Here is a 17,809-nt window from a genome sequence, read left to right as displayed (position 1 = left end):
AAAGAAAAGGATAGGCAAACTAATTTCCTTCTCATCAGAAAGTGATCTCTGCATACTAATTTCAATGTTTTCACGCTTACTTTAGAGGGTGAAATCAAGCAGTCTTTAGAACTACTATGCTTTAGCGAAAAGCTGGGCATCCAAATTCAATTAAGTGGCAGATACAGCCATACAGTAAATTTTATTGGCTTACATTATAAAAAGAGATGATAAACAGGAGTTTAGTTTTTTTGCTATTGTTGGTTTCGCAGGTTTCCTGGGCGCAGGTACGGGTGGTTACGGAACTGACAGATAACTGGAAGTTTAAAAAGGGAAAAAATGAGCAGGCTTATAAGGTCAACTTCAATGACAAAGGTTGGCAGAAAGTAACAGTGCCGCATGATTGGGCCATTTATGGTCCTTTTGACAAGGAGGTAGACAAGCAGGTTGTAGCCATTGAGCAGAACGGGGAGAAAGTACCCTCTGAGAAAACCGGCCGTACTGGCGCGCTGCCCTACATAGGAGAAGCCTGGTACCGGAATGAGTTTACCTTGCCTAATTACAAAAAAGGCCAGAAAGTACTGATTGTCTTTGAAGGGGCTATGAGTGAGCCCAAGGTGTTCCTGAACGGGCAGAAAGTGGGGGAGTGGGCCTACGGGTACAGCTACTTCTACTTTGATATCACGAATCAGGTACAGGAAGGAAAGCAAAACACCCTGGCTGTTCACCTGAGCAACCAAGGACAGTCCTCGCGCTGGTACCCGGGGGCGGGCTTGTACCGCAAGGTGCAGGTCATTGTGAAGAACCCCGAAAGCATTGACCAGTGGGGCACGTTTGTCACCACTCCTTATATCTCCGCCGATTTGGCCAAAGTGAACGTCAAAACCAAGGTAGCTGGTAAAAATGTTCGCATGGTTACCCAAGTGCTGGATGCTAAAGGCAATACCGTAGCCACTGACAGTATCGGAAAACTCTTCGGAAACCAATTTGAGCAGAACCTGGCCGTAGCCAACCCTCAACTGTGGAGCCCCGAGACCCCTTACCTGTATACGGCAGTTACCAAACTATTTGCGGGCAATGTGCTCAAAGACGAGGTGACCACCCGCTTCGGGATACGGGAGATCAGCTACAAACCAACCGTTGGGTTCAGCCTGAACGGGAAGGTGCGCAAGTTCAAAGGCGTCTGCCTGCACCATGACCTGGGTCCCTTAGGTGCCGCGGTGAACAAAGCCGCCCTGCGCCGCCAACTGCAGATCCTGAAAGACATGGGCTGCGACGCCATCCGGAGTTCGCACAACATGCCCTCCATAGAGCAATTGGAATTAGCAGATGAGATGGGTTTCATGTTCCTGGCCGAAAGCTTTGATGAATGGGCAAAACCAAAAGTAAAGAATGGCTATAACCGCTTCTTTGAAGAATACGCCGAGAAAGACATCGTGAACCTGGTGCACGCCACTCGCAACCATCCGTCCATTGTGATGTGGAGCTCCGGGAACGAGGTGCCTGACCAATGGGGAGCGGAAGGGGTGAAACGCGCGAAACTGCTACAAGACATCTTCCATCGGGAAGATCCAACCCGTCCGGTGACTGTGGGCATGGACCAGGTGAAAGCTACCATGGCTTCCGGTTTTGGGGCTCTTTTAGACATTCCGGGCCTGAACTACCGGGTGCATTTGTATGAGGAAGCGTACAAAGCCTTCCCGCAAGGGTTCATCCTGGGTTCCGAGACAGCTTCTACCGTGAGCTCCCGTGGTATCTACAAATTCCCGGTAGAGAAGGCAGTAGAGAAGCAGTACCCGGATTTTCAGAGCTCCTCCTATGACTTGGAGTACTGCAGCTGGTCTAACCTGCCAGATGATGACTTCGTGCTGCAGGACGACAAGCCTTGGGTAATTGGGGAGTTTGTGTGGACTGGTTTTGACTATTTGGGCGAGCCTACCCCGTATGACGACAAATGGCCGTCGCGCAGCTCGTACTTTGGGATCAACGATTTGGCTGGTTTGCCGAAAGACCGTTTTTACCTTTACCGCAGTCGCTGGAACATCAAAGAAGAGACACTGCACATTTTACCGCACTGGAACTGGGAGGGCCGGGAAGGGCAGACCACGCCGGTGTTCGTGTACACGAACTATGACAGTGCCGAGCTGTTTGTGAACGGAAAAAGCATGGGCATTCAGAAGAAACACGCCGGCACCCCGCAAAACCGGTACCGCCTCATGTGGATGGACGTGAAGTACGAGCCCGGCACAGTGAAAGTAGTTGCTTTCGGGAAAGACGGCAAGCCCGTAGCGGAAAGGGAAGTGAAGACCGCCGGTAAACCCCACAAGATCGTGCTGCAACCAGACCGGACGGAAATATCTGCTGACGGGAAAGACCTTTCTTTTGTAACTGTGTCGGTGGTAGACAAAGACGGGAACCTTTGCCCAACGGCCACAAACCAGCTTTCCTTTAATGTGAAAGGCAAAGGAAATTATCGGGCGGCTTGTAACGGAGACCCAACCTCGCTGGAGCAGTTCCATTTGCCAACCATGAAGCTGTTCAGCGGAAAACTGGTAGTGCTGGTGCAGTCAACTGATCAAGTGGGGGACATTGAACTGTCCGTGAAAGGGAAGGGCTTGCAGACCGGCCAGGTGAAATTGAAAGCCACCCGCTAATGCTAGTGCAGAGTAGATGGGTTTGATTTCAGCAAAGAAATTCAACCATTTCAAGAAATGAGCTACTAATCAGATGCCCCGGTGAAAGCACTTACAATAAGTGCTTTCACCGGGGCATCTGATTTCTACTGTATGCTAGAAAGTTTCTTTACTTCATCTTTTGCTTTACTTCGGCTAATTCTTCAGGGGTGTTCACGTTTAGGAGTGCATCTGGGTTGAGGGGCTTTAGAAGGTGAATATCACTGTTTCGCAACACCTTTCTGGGGCAGGTATACCCTTGTGCCAGGAATGAGAGCAAAACCGGGTAGCTCTTCGGCTCCCAGATAGTGATTAAAGGTTCAGGAAAACCATCGTGCGGGCTTTCAAATGTGGTAGCAAGGGCAGAAGTCGCTCTGTTCTCTACCAGGTACTGGAGGGTGGTAGCATCCAATAGCGGAAGGTCACAGGCTACCACCAACCAGGCTGCATCTGGCTTTTCCCGAAAGGCAGAAAGGATGGCCCCATAAGGACCTAAACCGGTGAAAGTGTCGGGAAGGGACTGGTAGTTTTCCTCTAACGAAGGTTGCTGCTCTGCCCGGCAGGAAATGAATACCTCCTTGCAATAGCTTTGCAACAGGTCAGCGGCATAATACCGCTGCTCTTTGCCGTGCCAGGCAATGGCTCCTTTGTCTTGCCCCATCCGCAAACTCTGCCCGCCGGCCAGTACCAACCCGTTCAGGACTGGCTTCGCGTTTTGAAGCTGTTTTTGAAAAAAGGCAGTGATTTTGTCTTCTTCCCTTAAACGAAACATGGGTATGTCCTGCCATGCAGGAATCGCTTCCTGCACAAAATCAAATACTGCACCAGCAGAATCAGAAAGTAAAATCAACTGCACATTGGTGAGTTGAGGCAGCCGTTTTTGCAAAGAGGCTTTTTTGTTTTCATCTATCACGATCACCTGCGCCTTCGCCTCCTGGTGATTCCCGTTTACCAGAACTGCATCCATGTCTGAAAACAGCTGCCGGAACTGGAAGGTGTTCAGCGGCTTTTGGTAATGAAACTGCTGGTACGCAATCTGATCGGTGTACTCCATAGAAGCCCCAGCTCCCAAACGACTCGGCAAAACAGCTTTCTCCTGGTTGTTAGCATGGTGGGCATCTACGTAGCCACATTTGTATTGCGGAGATAAAGCACTGATGATTGCGTCAGCTAAGGCTTTGATGGTATTGCAGGTAGTGCCCAGTATAGCCCACTCTTGCCGGTTGAAGTTTCCGTAAGCTGGTCGGGTAATGGCGCTATGTTTCTTATGGTCTTTCAAAGTCGTTTACTTCTGGTTCTAGCAAATAGCATTGGGGTTTGGATACGCTCCTATCTGCTCTTCTTCCGGTCGGTCTAAACAGACAAAGTCTTTTTCCACCAGCACCTCTATCTTTTGGCCTTGGCCCGTGTTTACTGTTCCATCAAACCCCACTTGATCAGTGCTGGTCCATTCCTCCGCTAATTGCTTTGGCACATGAACGGTGGTGGTACCAGCCTCAAAACTAACGGAAAGCTCTGGGTCAGAAGAAACAGCCAAAATGAAAGAAAGTTTTTGGGAGGGCTCAGGCCCAAATTGGGTGACTTCCGTTACTACTCCGGTTTGCCTAAAAGAGCTGACCTCAGGTTGTCTTAACCGAAAGCGCAGGGAGTTGCCTAGTATTCTGATTTTCATAAAAAGCGGATATGAGTTCTAAAGGGACAGTTTGGGTTTAACAGGTTAGGGTAACAGCTGCAATTCCGTTACTACTCTATTCTATAATTATAGCCATAAAATCCTTTCTTTAAAAGAATCAAAACAGTATTGCAGATATTGGGGACGAATGATGCGTAAGTTCTGTTGTCACAAAGTGGGCATAAAAGCGTAATGATTTCTTTTGATTTCTGTGTCAATGACCCCGACCTTTGTAAAAATGAACCGAAAACGTGCAGATGGATAATACTCTGAATCAAGCATACTCAGCCGAAGAATTCCGCAGACAAGGGCATGAGCTCATTGAACTATTGGCCAATTACCTGGCGGAAGCTACCACCGATAAGGAAAGCGTACAAGTTACTCCCTGGCAGGAGCCAGCCCAGCAGCTAGCCTACTGGCAAGAGGATTTTACTAAACCTGCTACCAACCCGCTAGCTCTTTTTCAGGATGTGATGGACAAATCCATCCAGGTACACCGCAAGCGGTACGTGGGGCACCAGACTACCCCTACCTTGCCAATCACCATTCTTTCATCGGCTTTGATGGCTACCCTGAACCAAGGCATGGGCGTCTATGAGATGGGAATGGTAGGCAATACCCTGGAAAAAATCATGACCGAGTACCTGGCGCAAAAACTTGGCTTTGATCAAGAGGCATCTGGGTTTGTGACTTCTGGCGGGTCTTTGGGTAACCTAACTGCTTTGTTGGCCGCCAGAGCTGCGGCCACAGACATTTGGAATGCGGGGTATAAAGATGGGCAGCAACTGGCCGTGCTGGTTTCTGAAGAAGCACATTACTGTATTGACCGGGCCGCCAGAATCATGGGCCTTGGCTCTGAAGGCATCATTAAAGTGCCGGTCAACGAGAAGTTTCAGTTACGCACCGACCTGTTGGAGCAATATTACCAGCAGGCAATCTCCCAGGGCAAGCAGGTGATAGCGGTTATAGGATGCGCCGGAACCACCTCGACCGGATCTTATGATGATCTGGAAGCCATCGCTGATTTTAGCGAGAAGCACCAACTCTGGTTTCACATAGATGGAGCACACGGAGCACCTGCGGCCTTCTCCCCAAAATACAGGCACCTGATCAAAGGAATAGAAAGAGCTGACTCAGTGGTAGTAGATTACCACAAAATGATGATGACTCCTTCCTTGTCAACGGCCCTGATCTTCAAGCGGGGTAGCGATGCCTATAAGATCTTTTCGCAGCGGGCTCAGTACCTCTGGACCGAGCAGGACACGGAAGAGTGGTACAACGGCGGCAAACGAAGCTTTGAATGCACCAAAGCCATGTCTGTCCTGAATGTGTACACCATCTTCAGAACCCACGGGGAAGAGGTGTTCCGGGAGAACATTGAGCAGTTGTATGGCTTGGGAACCACCTTTGCCTCTATGATCAAGGCAAACCCAGCTTTTGAGCTGGCCTATGAGCCGCAATGCAATATTGTATGCTTCCGCTACAAGGCCGAAGGCGATTTGAGCAGCCTGAACAAAGAAATCAGGAGACTAGTGCTGGAAGAGGGGCGTTTTTACGTAGTGCAAACCATTCTGAATGGACAAAGCTACTTACGAGTGTCCTTGATGAACCCGCTTACTTCTGAACAGGATTTGGAAGAGTTACTCCAGAACATAGAAGAGAAAGCAGCCAGCCTTGTCGCCAGCGAAATATAAGTGAGCTTGGAAAAAACAGAAAAGACAGGGCAGGACGTAATTGTGGTAGGGGCAGGCTTAAGCGGTTTAGCGGCTGCCTACTACCTCAAACAGAAAGGCATTCATGCATTGGTTTTGGAGGCAAGGGAAAGATGTGGGGGGAGAATCCTGACGGTGAAAGGCGAAGGGAATGATACACCCGTAGAAATGGGGGCCACCTGGTTTGCCGATAAGCACACGTACCTTGTTCAATTGCTTCAGGAGTTGGGGTTGCCCATCTTCCACCAATATCAGAAAGGGATTGGGGTTTTTGAAACGCACCCCGCTGAAGCGCCTCAGTATTTTCAAATACCAGCGTCAGAGGTTCCTTCCTGCAGAGTAGCAGGAGGCGCCTCTACCCTTATTGAAGCCTTGGTACAGAAAATCGGGACAGAAAGAATTCTGCTAGGCAGTGCGGTCAGCCAAATAAAGGAGCAGGAAGACCAGATAGAAGTGACAACGGAAAAGGGCGAAAAGCATCTTTGTCGTCATCTTGTCCTAACCATTCCGCCGTTCCTTTGTGTAGGCCTTGAGATCAATCCTGCGCTGCCCAAGGAGTTTACGTCTGTCCTGGAGAACACCCATACCTGGATGGGCGAGTCTATCAAGTTTGCCGTAGAGTATGAACGACCCTTCTGGCGGGAGAAAGGCTTTTCTGGGAGCGTGTTCAGCCATTTTGGTCTTATTCAGGAGATGTATGACCACACCAACCTGGAAGAAACTCGATTTGCTTTGAAGGGTTTTCTTTCTTCCTCCGCAGCCACCTTTTCTAAAGAGGAAAGAGAGCGCGCCGTGATAAACCAATTGGTGCGGCTTTTAGGAAAAGAGGCCCAAAACAACCTGTCCTATGTAGAGAAGGTCTGGCAGCAGGAAGAATATACCTACGCAGACTACGGGAAGAACATATTGCCTCACCAGAATAACGGCCACCCAGTTTATGCGCAATCTCTGATGAACGGTAAATTGCACCTGTCTAGCAGTGAAACCTCGCCGGTGTTTGGCGGCTACATGGACGGTGCTGTGTACAGTGGTTTAGCAACGGCCACTAAGATTATGGCTAAAATGGGTATTGCTTGATTTGCAAAATGGTATTGTGACGGCGTTGGTACTTGAACGTTCATGTTGGTATGTGACGCCATCTAGAGAATAACTCACTTAAAAACAAAGTCTCAGGTCTTCAAAAGCCTGAGACTTTGTTTTTAGGGTGTTTTCGGTAAACTAGTTCTAAAATGACACTATGCTGATTAGCTTTTTACCCTTTCAAAGCGGTGTCAATATCCTGCAGCAGGTCTTCCATATTTTCTATCCCTACAGACAACCGCAGCAATCCATTGGTAATCCCTAATTCCTGACGCTCGCTTTCAGGTAAACTGACATGGGAAGAAGTAGCAGGCTGGCAGATGGTGGAATCAACCCCACCCAGACTCAGAGCTGGGATAATTAATTGCAGACGGTTCAGGAAATCATCGGTCTTTGCCGCATCGCTTAACTCAAAGGATAACATCCCTCCAAAACCACCTTTCATCTGTTTGGCAGCTATGTCGTGATTAGGATGGTTCGGCAACCCAGGGTAAAATACTTTGGAGACCTCGGGGCGTTCTTGCAGGGCTAAGGCAAGTTGTAGGGCGTTGGCATTCTGTTTTTCTACCCTAAGCGCCAGCGTTTTTAGGCTTCTTTCTATTAAGTAACAATCAAGGCCATTCAGGCTGCCCCCAAAGTTCACGGCACTCTTATATATAGTGTCTATCAGGCTTTGAGAGGAGAGGAGGGTTCCGAAACACAAGTCATGGTGCCCACCCAGGTATTTGGTACCGCTATGCATGACAATATCAAAGCCTAACAACAGCGGGTTTTGGTTGATGGGAGAAGCAAAGGTGCTGTCCACCACGGTCACTATGTTGTTCTTCTTAGCTATCTCAGCGATGGCCTTTAAGTCTACAATGGAGAGCAGCGGGTTAGAAGGTGTCTCTACATAAATGACTTTGGTGTTGGGCCTGATCTTAGATGTAATGGTGCTCAGGTCAGCCGCAGAGACAAAGTCATAGGCAATATTATACTTTGAGAACTCATCTACTGCCAACTTTGCCGTACCGCCGTAGATTTCCTTGGAGAAGAGTACATGGTCGCCAGACTTAAGGAAAGCGAAAAGAGCCGTAGTTGTAGCGGCTTGTCCAGAGCTGAAAATCAAACCCGCCTCTGCGTGCTCCAATCGGCATAGCTTTTCAACTATTACTTTCTGGTTTTCTGTGTTGTAATTCCTGGGGTAAAGGATTTCGTCTTGCCCCAGGTACCGGTTTGCCGTGGAGGTGAAAATGGGTGTGTTCACCCCTTGATAGGTAGGAGGGTTGTAAACGCAATGGGTGTCTTTTCTAAACATATGGGAAAGGCTAATGTCTTTAAGTATAAGGAAGAGGCGAAATGGTAGCAAATTATAAAGTGGTGTGAAAAACTGCTTTCATCTCTTCACTCACATCTGCGCCCAATTCTGAAGTATCTCTACGGCTATTCTTAGAAGAAGGAAGCGGGTGTGCCCTTGGACCTTTCTTAATTTAGATAAAAAAGCAGAAATGCACGAGAGAGTGACTCTATTTCTCTATACGTAAGGTGACCCCTCCATTATATCCTATATACTGCATTTTATAAATGGTGTATTGAATAAGTTTGTGGAAGTTTTTGATTTCTTCATCAGTAAGAGGTAGAAGCGCAGAAGAAAAAGAAAGCTATTACTTCCATACATAGTGCCCCACCTAGCGGAATGGAACCGGTTCAGTAAATGCAAAATATCTAGGTTTACTAGGCCTTCAATTCTTATTAAAAAGAATGAAAACTCCAACGCCACTTACGTGATCTGCTCCTTCCCGCCAAGATACCTGCTCGTTATCCACTAAAGGCCTTGCTTTTAATTTAGGTGCTTACTGCCAGTCGCTATAGAGAACTATTGGGAGCATCTTCAGGCTTACCTTTGTACGGGAATTCCCCGACCTGAAGTGATTTTCTATTTCACTAGGACACCCAGAGGTTACTTACTTAACCTGGCTAGGGGCTTGTCCCACAAGTGTACCATTTGTTCATAATCTTGCAGAAAACGTAAATTTCAGCTCTATTTTAAATTAAAGATTTAGATTTATGAGTAACATTTAGGTATTTAGTTTAATCTTGTTAATATTGGAAAGGAATGCCTTGCGCTATTTCTGAATACTCTATCCTTCCTTAACTTGCTACAAAGGGATGGATGCAGCAATTTGTAAAACTAGTATACCTAATGCCCAAACCTCGATTATCACGTCTTAAATGGGGAGCCCTGGCCGGTTCTTTTTTGGCCTGTTTAGCTGTCACTAGTCCTGTTCTTAGCCAAAGCAACCAACTTCCGCTTACTGATCTGTCTTCCTTCCAGAACCCAGGCAAAAGCTGGTTTGTAGCTGCCAACGTTGGCGCAAGTCTCTCTGAGGCTAATAAACTCACCACCAACGCAGGAGGAGGAATCTTGGTAAACCAGCCCACCAGGAAAATCAAGGGACAAGACCTCCTCACCAACTTTGAGCACGGCGACCTGGACCTGGAGTTGGATTACATGATGGCCAAAGGGTCAAACTCCGGTATTTACCTGCAGGGGCGCTATGAGCTGCAACTGGCAGACAACTGGGGAACTACAGAGCGCACAGCAGCCAGCAACGGCGGTGTCTACGAGCGCTGGGATGAAAGTCGCCCCGAAGGACAGAAAGGTTACCAGGGATATGCGCCCCGCCAGAATGCGGGAAGAGCGCCAGGGTTGTGGCAACACTTGAAGATTTCTTTTCAGGCGCCCCGCTTTGACGCTGCGGGCAAGAAAATAGAGAACGCCAAACTGCTGCTGGTAGAACTGAATGGCGTCACCATCCAGGAGGAAGTGGAATTGTTCGGGCCCACCCGGGGCGCTATTAGCAACGACGAAAAAGCTACTGGACCGCTACGATTTCAGGGAGACCACGGTGCCGTGGCTTTCCGCAACATCAAAGTGAGCCAGTACAGCAAGCCTCGTCCTGAACTTAAAGGATTAACCTACCACATTTATAAGGGGAAATTCCAAAAAGAGCCCAAATATGACAGCTTGCCCCCAGAGGCAGAAGGTCCGCAGGGGCCGTCCAATATCCTGACTTCCACCTTAAACAATGATGCCAAGCAGTTCCTGCTGCGCTACACCGGAACCCTGGTGGTGAAGGAGCCCGGCGAATACACGTTTAACATGGACACTCCAGCCGGCGCAGGTCTTATCAGGGTAAACAAGCAGGAGATTCTGCCCATGAAAACCTGGAATGGCAGAGGAACGGCGGTGCTGCCCGCTGGCGAGGTGCCGTTTGAGCTACTCTATTCCAAAACCATGGACTGGGGAAGACCGGCTCTAGCCTTGAAAATAGCTGGGCCGGGCGTACGTGAATTTCTGATTACCGAAGAAATCCTGTCTGAAGAGATTAATCCCATTTTAGTGGATGTAAAGGAGCGGCCGGTGCTGAGAAGCTTCATTGACCTGCCCGGTAACCACCGGGTAACCCACGCCGTGTCGGTAGGCAGTCCAACGCAGCTGCATTATACCTATGACCTGGACAAAGGGGCCATTGTGCAACTGTGGCGCGGTGGCTTTTTAGATGCCACGCCCATGTGGCACGAGCGCGGCGATGGTTCTTCTAAAGCTATTGGTTCCATCCATTATTTCGGGAAACCTACCACTATGGTAGCCAGACTTGCCTCAGACCAGGCCGCCTGGATTTCTGACACCACGGGCACTTCCTTCCGCCCGAAGGGCTACCAGCTAGACCAGAATTCAGAGCCTACTTTCCTGTACCAGATCTACGGGGCTAACGTGCAGGACGCCATCCGGATCATTGAAAATGGCAAAGGGCTGCGGCGCGAACTGAGTGTGCAGAACTCAGCGGCGGGTTTAATGGCCCGTTTGGTAGAAGGAGCTAAAATTGAGGAGATAGGCAAGGGCATGTACCTGGTAGACGACAAAGCCTACTATGTGCGCCTGGACGAGACCGGCGGGGCTAAACCCATGGTTCGCAGCGTGGGTGGCCGTCAGGAGCTGGTGATTCCCATGCAGGGCAAGGTAGCCTATTCTATTCTTTACTAATTGATTAAGACAGTATAGATGATACAATTACGAAAGAAGTTCTTTCTGCCTTTCCTAATGGCTGGGGCTCTTTTTGCCGGTTCGCCGCAAACCGCAGCCGCGCAGGAGTCGCCTATGGAAGAAGACTTTTTCAAGATCTTGCGTTTGCCCTCGCCCGAAGGCACGTTGCTGGAAGTAGGTGGTCTGGTGGTCCTGCCCAACGGCGATTTAGGCATCTCCACCCGCCGCGGCGACATTTTCATTGTAGAGAACCCCACCAGCCCCAAACCCCACTTCCGGAAGTTTGCCGCCGGCTTGCATGAGGTATTGGGGCTGGCCTACAAAGACGGTTCCCTGTACTGCGCCCAGCGCGGCGAACTCACTAAACTCACCGACACGAACAATGACGGCAAAGCAGATCTGTTTGAAACTGTGTACGCCTGGCCCTTGTCCGGGAACTATCATGAATACAGCTTCGGACCTAAAATAGCGCAGGACGGGTCTTTCTTCGTGACCACCAACTTGGGTTTCCCAGACCCGTGGTGGCACGCGACCAGTCTGGTGCCTTGGCGCGGCTGGATGCTGCGCATCTCTCCAGAAGGCAAGATGGAGCCCTGGGCCACCGGCTTGCGCTCCCCAGCGGGTATTGGAATAGTTGACGGCGAAATGTTCTACACCGAAAACCAGGGCGACTGGGTTGGGTCTGGCGGCGTGTGGCACGTGAAGAAAGGTGCATTTACCGTGCACCCGGGTGGTCTACGTTGGGCCAACCAGCCTGCTTCCCCCGTGAAAATGAACCAGGAACAGGTCTATGCCAAAATAAACCCGCGTTTTGAGAAAGATGCACAAGGCGGACACGTGAAACCAGAGAACAAGGTGAATGAGCCTTATGTGACCATGTTTGACATGAAAAAGCAGTTCCCGGCCATGCAACTGCCGGCCGTCTGGCTGCCGCACGGCATTCTGGGCATCTCCAACTCTGAACCCCTGCAAATTCCCCAGGGACACTTCGGGCCGTTTGAAGGACAGCTGCTGGTGGGGGATCAGGGCCAAAGCAAAATTATGCGGGTAGTGCTGGAGAAAGTCAAAGGCGAGTTCCAGGGCGTGGCCTTAGACTTCCGGAGTGGTTTCCAATCGGGCGTGCTGCGCATGGCCTGGGCTAAGGACAATTCCCTGTTTGTGGGGGAAACTGCCCGCGGGTGGGGTGCCGCCGGTGAGGCCATGGAAGGCTTGCAGCGCTTGATCTGGAACAACAAAGTTCCGTTTGAAATGAGAACCGTAAGTGCTAAGCCTGACGGCTTTGAGGTGGAGTTTACTACCCCGGTAGACCGGAAATCGGCTGAAGACCTGGCTTCCTATTCCGTGGAGAGCTACATCTATAAGTACCATCCTGTGTACGGTAGTCCGCCTGTGAACGCAAAGCAACTGGCTATTAAAGGAGTGAAGCTGTCTGAAGATGGCATGAAAGCCCGCCTGATCGTGGACAATCTGCGGGAAGGGTACATTCACCTGCTCAAGTTAGATGGCGTGCGGGCGAAGGAAAATTATTATACCCTGGTGCACCCGGCCGCTTACTACACCTTGAACGCTATTCCCGAAGGTGATAAGCTGGCGATAAAAGAAGTAAGCACCAAAAACTCAGCCGCAGTCACAAAGTCTAAAGACGTAGCGTTAAAGGCATCGACGGCTAAAACAAGTGGCTCTGGAAAGGCAACTACCAAAACCCCTGCAAAAAAAGCAGGAGCAACAGACGCTACTGCTACCAAGCCCACGCCTAAAGCCGCTCCGGCTCCCGTAGCCCTGACGTTCAATGACGTGAAACCGTTGCTGGCCAAGAACACCTGCCTTGCCTGCCACACCACTGAAAAGAAACAGGTGGGCCCAGGTTTCCGGGAAATAGCGAAGCGGAAGTACACCAACCAGCGAATTGTAGAGCTCATCCATAACCCTAAACCAGAGAACTGGCCTACGTACGCCACACCCATGCCGCCTATGCCGCAGGTTCCGAAAGGTGAGGCGCTCAAGATTGCCGCCTGGATCAATACCTTAAGATAGCCTCCCACACGCCGGGGCGTTTTCGCCTCCGTCTCTAGAAAATGCTTTAAAAATGAAATCAGTCATACATATGTCCCCTTCGTTTACTTCTACGTTTTCTTTCACCCTTATTGCTATTGGTTTGTTTGTAGGTTCTCAGGCAAACGCCCAAACCCAGGAGGTTCCCAAACCACCTAAGATGGTCCCTGAGATGACGGAGTTCTGGGAGCCGGAGCCGCGCAAAGTAACTCCCGGGGTGAACAATGCTGCGCCTTCTGATGCGATAGTCTTGTTCAACGGGAAAGACCTTACTGCCTGGAAAGCGAAGGATGGCGGCGGAGATGCCAAATGGGAAGTGAAAAACGGAGCGTTCACCGTAGGCAAAGGCGATATCTCCACTAAAAAGGAATTCGGGGATTTTCAGCTGCACGTGGAATGGAGCGCCCCTGATGAAGTGAAAGGCACCAGCCAGGGCCGCGGCAACAGCGGCATCTTCCTGCAAGACCGCTACGAGGTACAGGTACTGGATTCCTATAACAACCGCACGTATTCTAACGGACAAGCCGGCAGCATTTACAAACAGCACCGTCCGTTGGTAAACGCCATGAACAAACCCACCGAGTGGAACGTGTACGATATCATTTACACCGCTCCCCGTTTCAAGGAAGATGGCTCGCTCTTTACTCCAGCCCGGGTTACGGTTATTCACAACGGCGTATTGGTGCAGAACAACGTGGAACTGAAAGGCCCAACCGAGTACATCGGTTTGCCTGAATACAAGGCGCACGGCAAAGCTTCCATCAGCCTGCAAGACCACGGCAACCCCGTGAGTTACCGCAATATCTGGATCAGAGAACTGTAAGTAGCTGGTGAATTGATATAAACCTGACCTTCTGTCTAGAGCAGATTTTTAGCAAAAGAGCCTCTAAACAGAAAATCAAGAGCAAGTCAATGGAGGACTATCTTACCTGTTTTTTAACTAATTTCGTTTTACTTTTTCCTTCTACAATGGCATACTTCAAGTCACTTTTGACTTTAGGAAAATTAACTTCAGCTCAGGTCCATTCAGCCGGGCAGCATGCACTTATGTCACACATCCCCTTTACGCCTGATTCTGGAAAATCAGGCCGGAAAGAGTTGCGTGTTTCAGTCATGCTTCTCTTTGCTGCCCTGTTCCTTTTTGCTTCCTGCGGAAAACGGGACGGAGACCCCAGAATATTAGTGTTTAGTAAAACCAGCGGGTACCATCATACTGCTATTGCAGATGGTAATACCGCCTTTGTGGAGTTAGGCAAGAAGAATGGGTTTGCAGTAGATACAACTACCAACGCCGCTTATTTTCAGGAAGATTCTCTAAAGAAGTACGCCGCTGTGGTATTTCTGAGTACTACCGGTGATGTCCTGAACCATTATCAGGAAGCGGATTTTCAGAGATACATACAGGCTGGCGGAGGCTTTATGGGCGTTCATGCCGCCACAGATACAGAATATGACTGGGGCTGGTACGGCAGATTGGTAGGTGCTTATTTTAACGGACACCCTGAACAACAGCAGGCTGTAGTGCGCGTCACCCAGGAAGAGAACGATGCTACCGCCCATTTGCCTAAAGAATGGAAAAGAAAAGATGAGTGGTACAACTTCAAAAACCTCAGCAAGGATGTAAAAGTATTGCTGACCTTAGATGAAAAAAGCTACAAAGGAGGCACCAACGGCGCCAACCACCCAGTTGCCTGGTACCATGATTTTGAGGGCGGGCGCTCTTTCTACACCGCTTTGGGCCATACTGAAGAATCTTACAAAGACCCTCTTTTCCTGCAGCATTTGCTGGGTGGTCTCCAATACGCCATGGGCGATAACAAAGAGCTAGACTTTGAAAAAGTAACCGCTCTAAGAGTACCGGAGGAGGACCGGTTTGTGAAAACCGTGCTGACGAAAGGCAAGTTTACCGAGCCCACTGAAATGACCATCCTGCCTAACCTGGATGTATTGGTAGCCCAGCGCCGGGGCGAGCTCATGTTATACAACCAGGGCAATGGCTCTTTGCAGCAGGCAGGCTTTCTGGATGTGTACCATACCTCCAGCTCCAGTGAAAATGCAGAAGAAGGACTGATGGGACTAGCCAAAGACCCTGACTTCAAGAAAAACAATTTTATTTATCTCTATTATAGCCCCGCAGATACTTCCGTGAACAGGCTTTCCCGCTTTGTCTTCAGGAACAACAAACTGGACATGGCCTCTGAGAAGATTATTCTGCAACTGTATTCCCAGCGCCAGATCTGCTGCCACACGGGCGGCTCTATTGCCTTTGGCCCAGACAACCTGCTGTACCTTTCTACCGGAGACAACAGCACGCCCTTTGATGAAAAAGGACAAACCTATACAAACCAAGGGTACGCACCTTTAGATGATCGTCCGGGCCATGAGAAGTATGATGCCAGAAGAACCTCTGGCAATACCAATGATTTGCGTGGAAAAGTAATCAGGATCAAGGTAAAAGAAGATGGCTCCTATGAAATACCCAAGGGCAATCTGTTCCCCAGAAACCAGACGAAAACCAGACCTGAAATCTATACCATGGGCCACCGCAACCCGTACCGGATCTCTGTGGATCCTAAAAATGGGTTCCTGTATTGGGGCGAAGTAGGACCAGATGCAAAAACCGATAGCTTAGCCACCAGAGGACCCAAAGGATATGATGAAGTAAACCAGGCTCGTAAAGCCGGTAATTTTGGTTGGCCGCTGTTCGTGGCGAACAACTACGCCTACCACAGGTATAACTATGCTAATGGTACTTCCGGTGAAACTTTCAATCCTGCGAAACCCGTCAATGATTCACCTAATAACACCGGTATTGTAAATCTGCCAGCGGCCCAACCGGCGTTTATCTGGTACCCCTATGATGCTTCGCCAGACTTTCCGCAGGTAGGCACGGGCGGACGTAACGCCATGGCGGGTCCGGTATATTACACAGATTTGTTGCCTGAAAAAACCCGGTATGCGGAGTACTACCATGGCAAGCTCTTTATCTATGACTGGATCAGGGACTGGATCAAAGTAGTATCCATGAAAGAAAATGGTGACTTTGATAAGATGGAACCCTTCATGGAGAATGAAAAATTTGCCGCCATCATGGACATGGAGGTTGGGCCAGACGGGAAGCTTTACATTCTGGAATACGGAAAAGGATGGTTCACCGGAAACCCAGATGCCGCCCTTTCCAGAGTAGATTACCTTTCCGGGAACCGTCCTCCTAAAATCACGAACCTAACCGTAGACCGTCAAAGCGGTTTGCTTCCTTTCACGGTAAATGCTACCGTAGAAGTGGCAGATCCGGAGAAAGATAACCTGAAATACCTCTGGACAATCAACGGGCTTAAGAAGCTAACGGATACCCCGCAACTGGAACATACCTTCACCAGGGCAGGAGATTATGACATACAGGTAGAAGTCATTGATTCAGAAAAGGCAACCTCCGGAAACAGGTCCGTAACCGTGTACGCTGGTAATGAGCAGCCCAACGTGGTGGTGGCTTTGCCGGGCAACCAAAGCTTCTATTTTGAGGGAACACCTATCAGGTACCAGGTGCATGTAGCCACTCCAGGCGGCCAGGTGAAACCAGAGAACCTTTTCGTGTCTGCTGAATACATAGAAGGAAAAGACTTAGCGGGCGCCTCCATGGGGCACCAGGTTGCCTCCGCCACCTTGGTGGGCAGAACGCTTATGGAAAACTCAGATTGCAAAGGCTGCCATAAAATAGACGAGAAATCCATAGGGCCGGCCTACGTAGACGTTTCTAAACGGTACCTCAAGAACCCCAAGGCCACGTCGCATCTTACGAACAAGATCATCAAAGGCGGCGGCGGTGTGTGGGGCGAGAATGCCATGCCAGCCCACCCAGACATGTCAGAGGCAGATGCCCGGCAGATCGTTTCCTGGATCCTTTCTCTAGCCAGCCCCACTAACACCAAGCCCTCGCTTCCGGCCAGGGGAGAGATTGTGCCAAGGGTAGCCGAGCAGAAGAAAGAAAACACCGTCCTGAAAGTCACCGCTACTTACACCCATGAGGGTGGCACGGGCTTGAAACCGTTGATGGGTTCTAACGCCGTTCAACTAAGAAGTAACCGGGTAGATGTATCTGAATTCAAGCAGGTAAAGGGTTTTACCAGTAGAGACTCCTCAGGAAGCAAATTCCTGGTGTTTCCTGCAAATGAAGGCTGGATCAAAGAAACTCTGGATTTAACAGACATTGGTTCTATTGACCTAGCCGCAGTGAACAGTGGGTACCTGGGCACGTATGCCGTGGAAGTTAGAATTGGGCAGGTAAATGGTCAGAGAATAGGAAGCGGACGTATGGCCTTCGGTAACAAAGGACAGATCGTGAGCACTAGTATTCCAATTCAAGTTCCTCTCAATCTGCGCGCCACAGATGTGTACATCATCTTTAAGGAAATAAAGGGTGGCGGAAACAATAGGCCGCTTTTGAAAACGGTCACCTTCACCCCTGAGGGCAGAAGTGCAGGCTCTTCTGTGGTCCTCAGTAAGGTGAATAAACAATAGTTTACCACTTCTTTGTCATCCTGAACGGATCTAGTGAACGAACAATACTACCAAGTTCTCAGGGCAGTTCTGGTTCGTTCACTAGATCCGTTCAGGA

10 protein-coding genes are annotated in these 17,809 nt (G+C 49.6%); 7 read left to right on the top strand and 3 right to left on the bottom strand.

The window, feature by feature from the left end; genetic code table 11:
- The first annotated feature begins 206 nt into the window (after positions 1 to 206).
- Positions 207 to 2,633, top strand: coding sequence for a DUF4982 domain-containing protein (locus DC20_RS02345; protein ID WP_062542355.1), 2,427 nt, complete (start codon positions 207 to 209; stop codon positions 2,631 to 2,633).
- Positions 2,634 to 2,781: 148 nt separating this feature from the next.
- Here the strand turns inward: DC20_RS02345 and DC20_RS23180 are convergent, their stop codons facing one another.
- Together DC20_RS23180 and DC20_RS02335 are read right to left on the bottom strand one after the other, a co-directional pair.
- Positions 2,782 to 3,930: an NTP transferase domain-containing protein gene (locus DC20_RS23180; protein ID WP_218918729.1), complete on the bottom strand. Its 1,149-nt coding sequence runs from the start codon at positions 3,928 to 3,930 to the stop codon at positions 2,782 to 2,784.
- An 18-nt stretch (positions 3,931 to 3,948) separates the two neighbouring features.
- Positions 3,949 to 4,323 (bottom strand): DUF7009 family protein, encoded by a 375-nt coding sequence (locus tag DC20_RS02335; protein WP_062542354.1) that lies wholly within the window; start codon positions 4,321 to 4,323, stop codon positions 3,949 to 3,951.
- A gap of 257 nt (positions 4,324 to 4,580) precedes the next feature.
- On the opposite strand from DC20_RS02335, the gene DC20_RS02330 reads away from it, so the two are divergent.
- Positions 4,581 to 6,017, top strand: a complete 1,437-nt coding sequence (locus DC20_RS02330; protein ID WP_062542353.1) for a pyridoxal phosphate-dependent decarboxylase family protein — start codon at positions 4,581 to 4,583, stop codon at positions 6,015 to 6,017.
- Positions 6,018 to 6,023: 6 nt separating this feature from the next.
- Complete coding sequence (locus tag DC20_RS02325) at positions 6,024 to 7,112, top strand: flavin monoamine oxidase family protein (RefSeq protein WP_071885539.1); 1,089 nt, start codon at positions 6,024 to 6,026, stop codon at positions 7,110 to 7,112.
- Positions 7,113 to 7,287: 175 nt separating this feature from the next.
- Here DC20_RS02325 and DC20_RS02320 read toward each other — a convergent pair whose 3' ends face one another.
- On the bottom strand, positions 7,288 to 8,412 hold the full coding sequence (locus DC20_RS02320; protein ID WP_062542351.1) for a trans-sulfuration enzyme family protein: 1,125 nt from the start codon (positions 8,410 to 8,412) through the stop codon (positions 7,288 to 7,290).
- A gap of 885 nt (positions 8,413 to 9,297) precedes the next feature.
- Between DC20_RS02320 and DC20_RS02315 the strand changes: the two genes are divergently transcribed.
- The 4 genes from DC20_RS02315 (at position 9,298) to DC20_RS02300 (ending at position 17,712) form a co-directional block, all read left to right on the top strand.
- The gene (locus tag DC20_RS02315) at positions 9,298 to 11,142 is read left to right on the top strand and encodes a 3-keto-disaccharide hydrolase (RefSeq protein ID WP_062542350.1); all 1,845 of its coding nucleotides are present in this window, start codon (positions 9,298 to 9,300) and stop codon (positions 11,140 to 11,142) included.
- An 18-nt stretch (positions 11,143 to 11,160) separates the two neighbouring features.
- Entirely contained in the window at positions 11,161 to 13,176 is a 2,016-nt protein-coding gene (locus DC20_RS02310; protein WP_157593019.1) for a c-type cytochrome, read from the top strand.
- Between the two features lie 52 nt (positions 13,177 to 13,228).
- Entirely contained in the window at positions 13,229 to 14,017 is a 789-nt protein-coding gene (locus DC20_RS02305; RefSeq protein WP_245652292.1) for a 3-keto-disaccharide hydrolase, read from the top strand.
- 224 nt (positions 14,018 to 14,241) lie between these two features.
- The gene (locus DC20_RS02300; protein ID WP_071885360.1) at positions 14,242 to 17,712 is read left to right on the top strand and encodes a ThuA domain-containing protein; all 3,471 of its coding nucleotides are present in this window, start codon (positions 14,242 to 14,244) and stop codon (positions 17,710 to 17,712) included.
- Positions 17,713 to 17,809 lie beyond the last annotated feature (97 nt).

The sequence above is a fragment of the Rufibacter tibetensis genome, assembly GCF_001310085.1.
GTDB classification, from domain to species: domain Bacteria; phylum Bacteroidota; class Bacteroidia; order Cytophagales; family Hymenobacteraceae; genus Nibribacter; species Nibribacter tibetensis.
Note: the sequence above shows the minus strand (reverse complement) of the source record. Positions and strands in the feature narration are given on the sequence as shown.